This window comes from Acidipropionibacterium virtanenii, from assembly GCF_003325455.1.
Lineage (GTDB): Bacteria > Actinomycetota > Actinomycetes > Propionibacteriales > Propionibacteriaceae > Acidipropionibacterium > Acidipropionibacterium virtanenii.
The window spans coordinates 2,376,117-2,389,616 of record NZ_CP025198.1 but is presented as its reverse complement, the minus strand read 5'-3'; the positions used below and the strand labels follow the sequence as shown (position 1 = coordinate 2,389,616).

Sequence of the window (13,500 nt, the reverse complement as noted above, 5' to 3'; positions counted from 1 at the left end):
GGCGCCGAACTGCGCCGCTCGTCACATAATTATGCATCACGACTAATACATGCAAGTCGGCGGGGTCGTCGTGACCGAACCGCGATGTCGCCGTAGCGTCTGCCCGGGGTGCTCAGGCCCAGCCGAACAGGGGCGGGAACCCCAGCGCGATGAGGAGGGCCCAGACGCCGAAGACCGGCAGTGCCAGGCACTGCCAGCGAGCCAGGCCGGAGGCTCCCGCCGGGCGCGGCGCGCGGCCCAGGAGGATCTGGCAGTAGTGCCATGCCGAGCCGGCCAGGTGGGTCAGTAGCAGGACGTTGCAGCCGAGCCCGGCGAGCTTGTTGGCGGAGGCCCCCCACTCGCCGAGCCGTCCGGCCATCGCCCAGAGCATGACGAGATCGACGCAGATCGCAGCTGCGATGAGTATCAGCTGCATCCAGTCCAGAACGTGGCGACGCTCGGCGTCCCGGGCCGAGACGGTGAACAGGACGATCGCCGCCACGGCGATGAGAGCGGCGTCGAAGACGATGAGGACATCCCGGTCGACGGTCACCGGATCTCCGGCCACGACCACCACGACGAGGAACGCGATCAGGGCGGCGCTCATGAGAGGGGTGAAGACGGCGGTGAGGACGGGCGCCATGTTCTCGATCACGGACTTCTTGTGCTGGACGAGCCAGGCGCACACCGGTACGGCCCCGCCGGCTCCCAGTGGCAGGACCCATCCGGGTATCTGGCTGACGGCCGTCTCCGGGAGGCCGGCGGCGTAGAAGATCCCGACGATCAGCGCCGTCAATACGCCTCCGCACAGGGCGATCAGCACGTAGTAGACGGCCGCCTCGCCGAGGAAGCGCACCCAGTCCATCCAGGCGCTCAGGTCGGTCCAGCGTGCGCCGAGGTAGGCGATCCCGGTGGCGATGCCCAGGCTGACCGGGAGGTGGAGCGCGGTGAGCCAGAAGGTCTGACTGTCGGGGCGGGCGGGGAAGAGGGCGACCGGCACGGCTGCCACGGCGAGGACCCCGGCCATAGTGACGAGGCCGCCCACGCCGCCGAGTCGGTCGACGCGGTGCGGGAGCTCGATCTCGTCGCGCCAGTGGCCGATGAGGAAGTATCCGATGAGGAGGGGAAGGATGAGCAGCCCGATGGCCCGGGGGTAGAACTCACCGCTGGCCGCCTCGCCCAGGAAGGTGTAGGGCAGGCGGACGGCCAGCCCGCAGCCCGTGGCGAGGATGAGAGTCAGAAGGAGGCCGTTGGACTGTCGGCGGGCGGGGGAGGGCGGTACGAGTTGGCGCCAGAGCCGGTCGGAGTGGACCCGCGCGTACTCCCGGGACACCGCGTCTTGGCCGCCGAGACGCTTGACGGCGATGAGGAAGGCCTCGTCCGGGGTGAGCCCGACGGTGCGCAGGTCGTTGATCTCCGACTCGAGATGGTCGGTGAGTTCGTCGACGTCGTCGTCGCTGAGGCCGGGGCGTGCTGCCATCATCCGGCGCCACTGGGTGATCTGGCCGCTGATGTCGTCGGCCTTCGGGGCGGGCATTGGCACGGGGACCTCCTCAGGCTTCCGGGAGCACGGGGCGCGGGGTCTGCCCCGGGACGAGCAGGCCGTCGAGGGTCTCGGTGATGAGGTGCCACTGACGGACCCGGCCCTCGAGCGCGACGCTGCCCTCGGTGGTGATGGCGTAGTACTTCCTGCGGCGTCCTTCCGGCGAGGAGCCCCAACGCGAGGTGATCAGTCCCTGCTGTTCGAGGCGGTGGAGCAGGGGATAGAGCATGCCCTCGCTCCACTCGATCTGGCCGCCGGAGGCGTCGCCGATGCGGCGCAGCAGGGAGTAACCGTAGTCCTGGCCGCTGCTCAGGACGCCGAGAATGAGGGGTGTGGCCGAGGCGGCCACGAGATCCTTCGGAAACTGCATCACGCACCTCGCACTGCTAGGTATCAGACGTTCTGAAGCCTAGCACTGCAAGGTAATGGATCAGTCGGCTGGTTCAGGCGCGACGGTTCCAGTCCCGGCGACGTCGCAGGGCGCCGATCGGCAGGCAGACGAGGTAGATGAGGAAGCTGATCGTCGTGACGTAGGGGCTCACCGGCAGGCCCGGTCCCAGGGAGAGCATGATGCCTCCGACCGCCGCGACCACGGCGAAGACGATCGACAGGGCGCACAGGGCGCTTGGCCGGGCGGTGACTCGTGCCGCGGCCGCCGTCGGAGTGACGAGCAGGCTCAGCACCAGCAGGGCGCCGACAAGCTGGATCGCCATCGCGGTGGTGAGCCCGAGCAGCACCATGAAGAGGATTGAGAGGGTGCGCATCGGGACTCCGCGGGCCCTGGCCACCTCGGGATCGGCGGAGGCGAAGAAGAGCGGTCGCCACACCGCCGCCAGGGCCAGGGTCACGACCGCGGCCACCACGCAGAGGGTGGTGAGCTGGGTGGTGTCCACGGCGACGATCTGGCCGGTGAGCAGGCCGAACTTGTTGGAGGAGCGGCCTTTGTAGAGGCTGAGGAAGAGCACGCCGATACCCATGCCGAAGGGCAGCATGATGCCGATGCTGGCATTGCGGTCCTTGGCGCGCACGCCCAGCACGCCGAGGATGACGGCCGCGATCAGGGAGCCGGCGACTGCTCCGGTGGTGACGCCGACCCCCAGGAAGAGGGCCACCGAGGCGCCGGCGAAGGACAGCTCGGAGGTGCCGTGGACGGCGAAGGCCAGGTCTCTGGCGTGGATCATCGGCCCGATGAGCCCGGCGAGCACCCCGAGAACCGCCCCGGCGAGAATCGAACCGGTCACGAGCGGCAGCAGCTCGGCGAAGTCGGTGAAGTTGATGATGGTGCCGAGATCAATCACGGTGGGTGGCCTCGTGTTCTCCGTGTTCGTGGGGGCCGTGCTCCTCGTCGGCGAGCACGATGATGCGGCCGTTGTGCCTGAAGACCTCGACCGGGGAGCCGTAGAGCTCGGTGAGGGTCGCCGATCTCATCACGGCGTCGGGGGTGCCGACGACCACCCGGCCGCCCGCCACATAGGCGACCCGATCGATATAGGGCAGCACCGGATTGATCTCGTGAGTGACGAAGAGGACGCCCAGGTCGTGGTCGCGCCGGGCCCGGTCGATGAGCCTGGTGACGGCGTCCTGATGGCGCAGGTCGAGGCTGAGCAGGGGCTCGTCGCACAGCAGCAGGGCCGGATCGGTGACCAGAGCCTGGGCGATGCGCAGCCGTTGCTGCTCGCCGCCCGACAGCTCGGAGAGCGGGGCGTCGGCGTAGGCCGTGGCCCCGACCTCCTCGATCACCTCGGCGACCCGCCGGGAGCAGGATCTCGAGGGAAGCCTGGGGCCCCACCGGTGACCGTCGATCCCCATCGTCACCAGGTCTCGCCCGCGGATCGGGGCCAGTGAGTCCATGGAGCGCTGCTGAGGCACATAGCCGATGGATGACGATCCCTTGGTGACCGGACGGCCGGCCACCTCGGCGTGCCCCGTCGACAACGGGATCTGGCCGAGCAGGACGCGCAGCATGGTGGTCTTCCCGGCGCCGTTGGGGCCCAGTACTGCCACGAACTCGCCGGGTTCGACGCGCAGGTCGACGTCGTGCCACAGGATGCGGTCGCCGAAGGCCACCGTCGCGCCTGTCAGTTCGGCGGCGTCAGGTTGTCGGGATTGTGGGGAAACGGTCACAGGCATCTCCGGGGAGCGGTACTGAGGGGTACGACGCGTCCCGATAATAGCGGGAATGATTCCCATTTGATGATGAGGGGGTTGCGTACCGGTCAGACCGACAGAGCCTTGGAGACGCCGGTGATGGTGGCGTTGATGAACGCGGGGTAGGAGTCGATCCCCTCCGGGAAGGTCTCGGTGACCCCGACGCTCGGCACCGACGCCTTCCTCGCCGCGCTCTGGAGGGCCTTCGTCACGGAGTCGGAGGTCTGCCCGTTGACGATCAACAGCCCCGCCTTCTTCGTGGTCAGGAGCTTGGAGGTCTGGTTGACCACCTTCACCGAGGGGCCCGACTCGGTCTCGGACTGCTCGACGAAGGCCTCGGGGGTGGCGTCCTTCAGGCCCATGTCGGCCAGCAGGTAGTCGGCCACCGACTCGGTGGCGACGAAGCTCACGCCGGGATTGGCCCGGCCGACCTTTCTGGCATCCGTCAGGGTCTTGTCCATGGTGGCGCCGAAGGCCTTCGCGTTCTTTCGGTAGTCGGTGGCGTGGTCGGGGTCGGCCTTCGCCAGGTCGGTTGCGATCCTGTCGGCCACCTTGCGGGCGGTGGAGATCGAGTAGAAGACGTGCTCGTTGAAGTCGGCGCCGGTCTTCAGCCCGGAGGTCTTGACGGCGTCGACCAGGGTGCTGTCGGACTGCCCGGCCAGGGTGGTGGCCCAGTCGTCGTATCCTCCGCCATTGACGACGGTCACCGCGGCTTTCCTGAAGGCCAGCTTGTCCCTGGCTGTGGCCTCGTAGTCGTGCGGGTCCTGCTCGGGGCTGGAGATCACCGAGGTGACGTCGGCGTGGCTGCCGGCCACCTCCTTGGCGACTGATCCCCAGACGTTGGTGGACGCCACGACGGAGACCCGGCCGTCCGCCGACCCGGATGGCGAGTCCTGCGAGGAGCAGGCGGCCAGCGGGATGAGGCAGGCCGCGGCGGCGCCTGCGGCGAGCAGGCGGCGAGAGGTCCTGGGCAGTGAACCACGTGACATGGGAAGTCCTAACCAGTTGCTGTAATTGATAACCATTATCAACTAAGCACACCGACGGGGCAACTCTCCCGGGAGCAGGCCCCCACAGTGGACGCACAGGGAAAGGGGTGGAGGCCGGGCGGGAGAGCGTCAGGACAGGATCTGGTCGATGGTGCGCACCCGGATCTGGGGCGAGTAGAGGTCCATCACCTGGCAGGCGGCCGCGTGATTGCCCGGGTCCGAGCCGGCGCAGGCATCGGCGACGACGTCGACCCAGGCCCCCTGGTCGGCGGCCGCCAGGGCTGTGGAGATGACGCAGCAGTCGGTGGCCACTCCGGCCAGTACCAGATGCGGATGGCGCCCGACGATCCCCGCCATGGCGTCGCCCCACTTTCCGAAGGTCGTGACGTCGAGGGTCGGGCGGCGCAGCCAGCCGGCGGCGGCGTCGATCAGGTCGAAGTACGGGTCGGTGCCCGGCCGGTCGGCGAAGGGCCAGCGCTCGAAGTAGTCGGCCCAGGAGCCCGGATGGCCGGCGCCGGGCACCCACCGGGTCACCAGCACCTGGTCGCCGAAGGCTGCCGCCAGGCGGTCGACGGGCCCGACGATGGTCCCGAATCCGGGAGCGCACCACGGGGATGCGGGATCGGCGAAGATCCGCTGCGGGTCGATGATCACCAGCCACGGGCGGTCGGGCCGGGGTTCAGGCATCGAGAGCCTCCTGAGCCCGGACCCGAGACCTCCTGGCCACCAGGGTCACCAGGAAGCCGAGGACCAGCGCCACGATGACACCGATATTGGCCGACGCCCAGTCCCCCTGGCGACCGCCCAGGTCCAGAGGCCCGAGGAGGTAACCCTGCCAGTCGTTCCAGGACACCCCCTCGTACTGGTTGATCACCAGGCCCCAGCCGACCGCCGTGGCGACGACCAGGGTGACCATGGAGATCGGGTCCACCGCCCCGTAGCGCCCATCGGAGCGGAACAGGTCGGCGTCGTCGTAGGGCTTGTGGCGCAGTGAGATGTCGGCCATCATGATTCCGGCCCAGGCCGCCAACGGGACCCCCAGGGTCACCAGGAAGGACTGGAACGGGGAGATGAAATTCGGGGAGAAGAAGACCACGTAGATGGTGCCGATGGTCAGAATCGTGCCGTCGATGAGGGAGGCGGCCGGCCGGGGAATGCGGATCCCCAGGCTCAGCAGGGTCAGCCCCGAGGAGTAGATGCCGTTGATGGCGCCGGACAGCAGGGACAGGATCGCCACCAGCAGGAAGGGCACCAGGAACCAGGTGGGCAGGATCGAGGCCAGCGCGCCGACCGGATCGGTCTGGACGCCGTCGGACAGGGTCTTGGAGGATCCCGCCAGCAGCAGGCCCGCGGTAATGAGGAAGACCGGCCCCAGGGACCCGCCGAAGGTGTTCCAGAAGACGATCGAGCGCCCGGAGGCCTCGCGGCTCTGGTAGCGCGACCAGTCGGCGGCGATGTTCACCCAGCCCAGGCCCATGCCGGTCATCACCATCGTCAGGGCGCCGATCACCGACTGCCAGGGCCCGGAGCCGATCGCCATCACGGCGTCCCACCTGATGGCGGGCAGGGCCATCGCGAGATAGATGATCGTGACGATGCCGGTGATCCAGGTGAGGACCGTCTGCATCTTCATGATGATGTGATAGCCGGCCACCGCTCCGGCGACGATGAGCAGGGCCACGACCACCGCGGCGATGATCTTGACCGCCGTCCCCGAACTCCAGCCGAGCCTGGCGAAGATCGTGGCCGTGGCCAGCACCGCGGTGATGGCCAGCGAGGTCTCCCAGCCGATCGAGGTGATCCAGGAGACGATGCCGGGAAGCTTGTTGCCCTGAACCCCGAAGGCCGCCCGGGAGGCCACCATGGTGGGGGCCGAACCGCGCTTTCCGGCGATCGCGATCGCCCCGCAGAAGGCGAAGGAGACGACGACTCCGATCAGCGTGGCGACGGTGGCCTGCCAGAAGGAGATCCCGAAGCCGAGCACGAAGGCCCCGTAGGACATGCCGAAGACCGAGATGTTGGAGGCGAACCAGGGCAGGAAGAGATTTCGCGGTCTCGCGGTCCGTTCGGACTCCGCGATGATCTCGATGCCGGTGGTCTCGACTCCCGCCGCGGCGGCCCGCGATGACGGCTCGGACATGTGCGCGCTCCCATCCGCCGGCCGCAGGGCCCGGCTCCGATGACGATGCGGCTCATTGTGTCAGTACGGGCGGCGTCAGCACAGGTCTTGTCCGTACAGGTCCGCGTCGGTGGAGCGCCCTGCGCATTCGAACGGTCCTGAGTCGGCTCTCGAACAGATCGGTGACCCGAGGCTCCACGCAGCGGAGATGGCCGCTATCGTCGCGTCATGGGATCTGAGGGTGACGCACAGACATGGACCTCTCCCGACCCCGCCCCGGCCGATCTGGCCGACGAGGCCGTCGCGCAGGTGCACAGGTGGTTGGAGAAGACGCCCGAGGAGGGCCGGGCCAGACGATTCGACCGGGGGCGGGCGGCCGCGCGGCTGCTGTCGCAGGTGCTGAGCGACCCCAGCGGCCTGCCCTTCACGGTCGGCTTCATCGACGAGGTGATGCGCCCCGAGGATCCGGTGACGGCGGCCCGCAGCCTCACCCGGCTCTCGCGCACCGACTGCTCCTTCCTGCCCGCACCGCTTCGCCTGGGAGTCAGGGCGGCCGGACGGCTCGCCCCCGTCGCACCGGGCCTGGTGGTAAGGGCCGCCCGGATGGTGCTGCGCCAGCTGGTGGGCCACCTGGTGATCGACTCGCGACCCTGGGCGCTGGGCCGGTCGCTGCGAAAGCTGCGCGCCGAGGGAGTCAGACTCAACCTCAACCTGCTCGGCGAGGCGGTGCTCGGGGACCGCGAGGCGGCAGGACGACTCGCCGGGATCGAGAGGCTGCTGGCCCGCGGCGACGTCGACTACGTCTCGGTCAAGATCTCCTCGGTGGTCAATCAGCTCGACCTGTGGGCCCATGATCAGACCGTGGCGAGGGTCGCAGACCGGCTCGAGCCGCTGTTCCAGCTGGCGGCGGACGCGGGAGGCGGGAAGTTCATCAACCTGGACATGGAGGAGTACCACGATCTCGACCTGACCGTCGACGTCTTCACCGCGCTGCTCGACCGCCCCGAGTTCCTCCACCTGGAGGCCGGGATCGTCATCCAGGCCTACCTTCCCGACGCCCTGGCCGCCGTGCAGAGGCTCACCCGATGGGCCGACCGGCGGGCCGAGGCCGGGGGAGCGGGCATCAAGATCCGGCTGGTCAAGGGAGCCAACCTGCCCATGGAGCGGGTCGACGCCGAGCGCCACGGCTGGGCCCGGGCCCCCTGGGGATCGAAGGTCGCCACCGATGCCAACTACAAGCGCGTCCTGGACTGGGCGCTGACCTCCGAGCGCACCCGCTCGGTGCGCTACGGGGTGGCCGGGCACAATCTCTTCGACGTCGCCCTGGCCCGTGCTCTGGCCGATGCCCGCGGCGTGGCCGACCGCGTCGAGTTCGAGATGCTGGTGGGCATGGCCCCCGACCAGGTGGAGAAGATCAAGAAGGATGTCGGCGGGGTGCTGCTCTACACGCCGGTGGTCCATCCCGACCACTTCGACGTGGCCATCTCCTACCTGGTGCGCCGGCTGGAGGAGAACGCCGCCGAGGAGAACTTCATGTCGGCGGTCTTCGACATCGGCACCGATGAGTCTCTCTTCGCCCGGGAGGAGGAGCGGTTCCGCGCCGCCGTGGCGGCGGCGACCCGCACGGTGCCCGGGCCCAACCGCCACCAGGACCTCGACCGGGTGCCCTCGGGGGACGGCTTCACCTGGAGCACCGACTCCGATCCCGCCCTGCCCGCCAACCGGGCGTGGGCCCGCGAAGTGGCCGCTGCCATGCCGGGCTGCCGGCTGGGAGCCACCACCCTGGGCACTCACCGGGTGGGTACCGTCGACCAGGCCGATGCCGCGGTCGCCGCCTCGCTGGCGGCAGCCCCCCGCTGGGAGGCCGTGGGAGCGGCCCGCCGGGCCGAGCTGCTGCGCGAGGTGGCCGCCGAGCTGGCGCGCCGTCGCGGCGATCTGCTGGCGGTTGCCGGCCACGAGACCGGCAAGGTGATCGCAGAGGGGGATGTCGAGGTCTCCGAGGCCATCGATTTCGCCGACTGGTACGCCGAGCAGGCCGAGCTCCTGGAACAGGTCGACGGTGCGAGGTACGTGCCGGCGAGGGTGAGCGTCGTCGCCCCGCCCTGGAACTTCCCGCTGGCCATCACCACCGGATCGGCGCTGGCTCCGCTGGCCTCAGGTTCGCCGGTGATCCTCAAGCCCGCTCCGCAGGCCCGCCACTGCGCGGCGGTGATCGCCGAGTGCATCTGGGCGGCGGGAGTGCCCCGGGACGTCTTCCAGCTGGTCGACACCGGGGAGGAGGAGGCGGGGCGCCGCCTCATCAGCCACCCCGACGTCGACCGAGTGATCCTCACCGGCGCCCATGACACCGCGAAACTGTTCAGATCCTGGCGCCAGGACCTTCCGCTGCTGGCCGAGACCAGCGGCAAGAACGCCATCATCGTCACCGAGAACGGCGACTACGACCTGGCGGCCGCCGACATCGTCGCCTCGGCCTTCGGCCACGCCGGCCAGAAGTGCTCGGCGGCCTCCCTGGTGATCCTCGTCGGCCAGGCCTACCGCTCGAAGCGGCTGAGGACCCAGATCCTCGACGCCGCGTCGTCGCTGCGGGTGGGCGGACCCGAGGACCTCTCCACCCAGCTGGGGCCGGTCATCGAGCCGGCGTCCGGAAAGCTGCAGGACGGGCTGACCCGGCTCGATCCCGGACAGAACTGGGCCCTGGAGCCCCACCGTCTGGACCGGGAGGGACGGTTCTGGAGCCCCGGTGTCCGCGCCGGTGTGAGGCCGGGGGACCGCTACCACCTCACCGAGTACTTCGGGCCGATCACCGGAATCATGTACGCCCCCGATCTGGCCACCGCCGTCCAGTACCAGAACGGCACCGCCTACGGGCTGACCGCCGGTCTGCACTCGCTGGATCCCGGTGAGATCTCCTGGTGGTGCGATCACGTCGATGCCGGGAACCTCTACGTCAACCGGGGCATCACCGGAGCCATCGTGGGGCGCCAGCCCTTCGGCGGCTGGAAGAAATCGGCCGTCGGCCCGGGGGCCAAGGCCGGCGGCCCGAACTACCTCGCGGTACTCGGCGCCTGGCGTCCCGCCCCACTGCGGACCCGGACCCCGGAGGTCAGGATCGGCGACCGCGTCGAGCGCTTCATCGCCCATGTCGCGACCGGACTGGGCAACGGCTCCGACCGGCTCCGCGATGCCGCGGCCCGCGATGCGCGGGCCTGGGAGGAGGAGTTCGGGATCAGCAGGGACATCGGCGGACTGGAGCTGGAGCGCAACGAATTGCGCTACCGCCCGGCCGCGAGCCTGATCCGGATCTGTCCCGACGCCGACCCGGTGGACGCGGCCAGGGTGTGCGCCGCCGGGATCCTCGCCGCCGGGGACCACCTGTCGGTCAGCGTGGACCCCGGGGCCGGGCATCTTCTGGTCGGCGCGCTCACCTCACTCGGTGTGCCCTGCGATGTCGTGTCCCAGCCAGACTGGCTGGTGTCGATGCGGGCGCCGGGCGCTCCCCGGCGGGTCCGCCTGGTCGGTGGTGACCCCGCCGAGGTCGCCCGTGCCGTGGCGGGGGACCCGGACATGGCGGTGTGGGCCTGGCCGGTGACCGCGGCGCCCAGGGTCGAACTGCTGCCCTTCCTGCGTGAGCAGTCGATCTCGCTGACCGCCCACCGGTTCGGCAGCCCGAGTGCCGGGATCCGGGCGGTGGAGCTCTGAGGAGCGGTCCTCGGCGCGCGGTCCCTGCTCAGCGGGTGGGGTCGATGGCGATCTTGACGCCCACGTGATTCTTCACGGCGTCGATCGCCGACTCCCACTCCGACAGGCCGAAGGTGTGGGTGACGATCGGCCTCTCGTCGATGACGCCGCGCGAGAGCAGGCGCACGGCGTCGTGGACGTCGGCCCGGCGGGCGTTGGAGCCGCCGGAGACGGTGACCTCGCCGTAGTGGACCGTGTTCGGATCGACCTCGGCGGTGGCATCCTTCGGGAACCCGGCGAACCAGCTCACCCGACCCCCAGGGGCGGCCAGGGAGAGTGAGGTCTGGGCCAGGAAGGGCAGCCCGATGGCCACCACGACGACGTCGGCCCCCCAGCCCTCGGTCCGCTCGGCGAGCACCGCCTCGAGCTGGTCGGGGGCGGTGGTGACGGCGCCGAGCTCGGCACCCGATGCCCGCCTTGACTCGTTGTTCTCCGACAGGATCACCTGGGCGGCGCCGCTGGCCAGGTTGAGCTGGGTGTGCAGCAGGCCGATCGGGCCCCCGCCGATCACCACGACGGTCTCACCGGGATTGACTCCGCCGTGACGGCGGTGCCCGTTGAGGACGCAGGACATCGGCTCGGCGATCGCCAGACGGTTCGCCGGGATCTCGGCCGGCACCGGGATGACGTTGCCTCGGGCCACCGCCCGGGCCGGCACCAGCAGGTACGGCGCCAGGCCGCCGTCGATCGCGTAGCCGACCAGCTCCATCGAGGTGCACAGGTGCTCCCGCCCCGCCAGGCAGGCCCGGCAGGTGCCGCAGGAGACCACGATCGAGACGGTGGCCTGCTGGCCCACCCGCAGGTTCGCGCCGGTGGGCAGGTCGGTGACGCCCTCGCCGATCGCGGCGATCCGCCCGGCCACCTCATGACCGAGGGTGGCCCCGTAGCGCACCCCGCTGGTCTTCTGCCCGGAGATGAGGCGCAGGTCGGTACCGCAGATGGTGGTCGCCTCGACGGCCAGCAGCACCTCGCCGGGGCCCGGCTCGGGGACCGGCTTGTCGGTGAGAGCGACGTCCCCGGGGCCGCGCAGCGTGAGGGCCGGCATTGTTGAGGTCATGCGGTGATCCTTCCTCGTCAGCATCGTCGATGCTCCGTGTGAGGTCCAGACGGGACCCACTTGTCCAACCGAACTTCTCATGATTTGATGTGAAAATGTTAGCGTCCGACGTTAAGATTCACCAGGGTTGGTGATCGGGAACCTGGACGCTGCGCGGAGTTTTCACACAGCGGAGATTTCACACACAGGAGTGGACGCAGATGACCCGAGTGCTCAACGACCCCGATGATTTCCCGGCTCAGGCGGTGGCAGGGCTGGCCAGCGCCTTCCCGAACCACCTGAAACCCGTCTTCGGCGGCGTGGCCCGCGCCACCGCCACCCCTCAGGGAAAGGTCGCACTGGTGGTGGGCGGGGGCTCCGGCCACTACCCGGCCTTCGCCGGCTGGGTCGGTCAGGGATTCGCCGACGGGGCTGTCTGCGGCAACATCTTCTCCTCCCCGTCGGGCGCCCAGGCCTATTCGGTCTGCAAGGCCGCCGACCGCGGCGCCGGCGTCCTCATCGGCTTCGGCAACTACGCCGGGGACGTGCTGCAGTTCGGCCAGGCGGCCGAGCGGCTCAAGGCGGAGGGGATCGAGGCACGCTGCCTCCTGGTCACCGACGACATCGCCTCCGCCGGTCCCGACGAGCTTCCCAAGCGGCGCGGCATCGCCGGCGACCTGCCCACCTTCAAGGTGACCGGTGCGGCCTGCGAGGCCGGGATGAGCATCGACGAGGTCGAGCAGATCTTCAACCGGGTCAATCACCGCACCCGCTCCTTCGGCGTCGCCTTCCAGGGATGCACCCTGCCGGGCGCCGACGAGCCCTTGTTCAAGGTGACCGAGGGCCGGATGGGCGTGGGCATGGGCATCCACGGGGAGCCGGGCATCCACGACGCCGATCTGGGCACCGCCGACGACCTCGCGGGGCTGCTCGTCGACGGGCTGCTCGCCGATCGCCCCGAGGACGCCGGTACCCGGGTGGTGCCGATCGTCAACGGCCTGGGGGACACCAAGTACGAGGAGCTCTTCGTCATCTGGAACGACATCCGCCGACTCCTGGCGGAGGCCGGCCTGGAGATCGTCGACCCGCAGGTCGGCGAGTTCGTCACCAGCCTCGACATGGCGGGCCTGTCGCTGACCCTGGTGTGGCTCGACGACGTCATCGAACCACTGTGGCTCGCCCCCTGCGACACCCCGGCCTACCGCCGCGGAGCCGTCGGCGCCGTCGAGCTGGACACCACAGAACTCTCCCAGCAGGCCGAGGCGGTCACCGTGGAGGATCCGGGCGGCCCGGCCTCCCAGGATGTCGCCTCCACCGTCGTCGAGGCGCTGGACCTCATCCACGACGTCCTTCTCGAGCGCCAGGACGAGCTCGGACGCCTGGACTCGATCGCCGGTGACGGCGACCACGGGATCGGGATGTCGCGCGGGTCCACCGCCGGCGTCGAGGCCGCCAGGGCCGTCGCCGCCAAGGGCGCCGGTGCGCTCACCACCCTGGCCGCTGCCGGGGCGGCATGGTCCGAGCAGGCCGGTGGCACCTCCGGGGCCCTGTGGGGGGCGGCGCTGACCGCCTTCGGCAGCGTGCTCGGCGATCAGGAGGGATGTCGTCCCGGCCTCGTCGTGGAGGCCGCCGCCGCGTCGCTGGACGCGGTCAAGCGGCTGGGCGGGGCCCAGCGCGGCGACAAGACGATGATCGACGCCATGGAGCCCTTCGTCGAGACCCTGCGGGGATCGGCCGCCGACCTGCCCACGGCCTGGGGGGCCGCAGTGCTGGCCGCCGAGGCCGGCGCCCGCTCCACGGCCGACATCGTGGCGAGACTGGGGCGCTCCCGACCGCTCGGTGAGAAGTCGCTGGGGACCCCCGACCCCGGCGCCATCTCCTTCGTGGACGTGGTGCGGGCCGTCGGCAGCGTCATCGGCTGATACGGCGGGGCAGGGGAGACGGG

General features: G+C 70.1%; 10 protein-coding genes. 2 read left to right on the top strand and 8 right to left on the bottom strand.

From position 1 onward, the window contains the following. Positions 1-112 precede the first annotated feature (112 nt). The 7 genes from JS278_RS11010 to JS278_RS10980 form a co-directional block, all read right to left on the bottom strand. On the bottom strand, positions 113-1,516 hold the full coding sequence (locus JS278_RS11010; protein WP_114045234.1) for a permease prefix domain 1-containing protein: 1,404 nt from the start codon (positions 1,514-1,516) through the stop codon (positions 113-115). A 16-nt stretch (positions 1,517-1,532) separates the two neighbouring features. Beyond that, entirely contained in the window at positions 1,533-1,892 is a 360-nt protein-coding gene (locus JS278_RS11005; protein ID WP_114045233.1) for a PadR family transcriptional regulator, read from the bottom strand. A gap of 73 nt (positions 1,893-1,965) precedes the next feature. After that, the gene (locus tag JS278_RS11000) at positions 1,966-2,817 is read right to left on the bottom strand and encodes a metal ABC transporter permease (RefSeq protein ID WP_114046280.1); all 852 of its coding nucleotides are present in this window, start codon (positions 2,815-2,817) and stop codon (positions 1,966-1,968) included. Next, positions 2,813-3,652: a metal ABC transporter ATP-binding protein gene (locus JS278_RS10995; RefSeq protein WP_114045232.1), complete on the bottom strand. Its 840-nt coding sequence runs from the start codon at positions 3,650-3,652 to the stop codon at positions 2,813-2,815. The genes JS278_RS11000 and JS278_RS10995 overlap by 5 nt, the downstream gene beginning before the upstream one ends. A gap of 86 nt (positions 3,653-3,738) precedes the next feature. Then, a complete protein-coding gene (locus tag JS278_RS10990) occupies positions 3,739-4,659 on the bottom strand; it encodes a metal ABC transporter solute-binding protein, Zn/Mn family (protein ID WP_114045231.1) in 921 nt (306 codons plus the stop codon). A gap of 129 nt (positions 4,660-4,788) precedes the next feature. After that, positions 4,789-5,346, bottom strand: coding sequence for a cysteine hydrolase family protein (locus JS278_RS10985; protein WP_114045230.1), 558 nt, complete (start codon positions 5,344-5,346; stop codon positions 4,789-4,791). Continuing rightward, positions 5,339-6,799, bottom strand: coding sequence for a purine-cytosine permease family protein (locus tag JS278_RS10980; RefSeq protein WP_114045229.1), 1,461 nt, complete (start codon positions 6,797-6,799; stop codon positions 5,339-5,341). The genes JS278_RS10985 and JS278_RS10980 overlap by 8 nt, the downstream gene beginning before the upstream one ends. Positions 6,800-7,006: 207 nt before the next feature. Between JS278_RS10980 and JS278_RS10975 the strand changes: the two genes are divergently transcribed. Continuing rightward, the gene (locus JS278_RS10975) at positions 7,007-10,480 is read left to right on the top strand and encodes a bifunctional proline dehydrogenase/L-glutamate gamma-semialdehyde dehydrogenase (RefSeq protein ID WP_114045228.1); all 3,474 of its coding nucleotides are present in this window, start codon (positions 7,007-7,009) and stop codon (positions 10,478-10,480) included. Between the two features lie 28 nt (positions 10,481-10,508). Here JS278_RS10975 and JS278_RS10970 read toward each other — a convergent pair whose 3' ends face one another. Beyond that, entirely contained in the window at positions 10,509-11,576 is a 1,068-nt protein-coding gene (locus JS278_RS10970) for an alcohol dehydrogenase catalytic domain-containing protein (RefSeq protein WP_114045227.1), read from the bottom strand. Positions 11,577-11,776: 200 nt separating this feature from the next. Between JS278_RS10970 and JS278_RS10965 the strand changes: the two genes are divergently transcribed. Beyond that, positions 11,777-13,477, top strand: coding sequence for a dihydroxyacetone kinase family protein (locus JS278_RS10965; RefSeq protein ID WP_114045226.1), 1,701 nt, complete (start codon positions 11,777-11,779; stop codon positions 13,475-13,477). Positions 13,478-13,500 lie beyond the last annotated feature (23 nt).

Excerpts from the sequence above, each read along its gene's own strand:
- JS278_RS11010 (WP_114045234.1), bottom strand. The coding sequence starts at position 1,516 with ATGCCCGCCCCGAAGGCCGACGACATCAGCGGCCAGATCACCCAGTGG.
- JS278_RS11005 (WP_114045233.1), bottom strand. The coding sequence starts at position 1,892 with ATGCAGTTTCCGAAGGATCTCGTGGCCGCCTCGGCCACACCCCTCATT.
- JS278_RS10995 (WP_114045232.1), bottom strand. The coding sequence starts at position 3,652 with ATGCCTGTGACCGTTTCCCCACAATCCCGACAACCTGACGCCGCCGAA.
- JS278_RS10990 (WP_114045231.1), bottom strand. The coding sequence starts at position 4,659 with ATGTCACGTGGTTCACTGCCCAGGACCTCTCGCCGCCTGCTCGCCGCA.
- JS278_RS10985 (WP_114045230.1), bottom strand. The coding sequence starts at position 5,346 with ATGCCTGAACCCCGGCCCGACCGCCCGTGGCTGGTGATCATCGACCCG.
- JS278_RS10980 (WP_114045229.1), bottom strand. The coding sequence starts at position 6,799 with ATGTCCGAGCCGTCATCGCGGGCCGCCGCGGCGGGAGTCGAGACCACC.
- JS278_RS10975 (WP_114045228.1), top strand. The coding sequence starts at position 7,007 with ATGGGATCTGAGGGTGACGCACAGACATGGACCTCTCCCGACCCCGCC.
- JS278_RS10970 (WP_114045227.1), bottom strand. The coding sequence starts at position 11,576 with ATGACCTCAACAATGCCGGCCCTCACGCTGCGCGGCCCCGGGGACGTC.
- JS278_RS10965 (WP_114045226.1), top strand. The coding sequence starts at position 11,777 with ATGACCCGAGTGCTCAACGACCCCGATGATTTCCCGGCTCAGGCGGTG.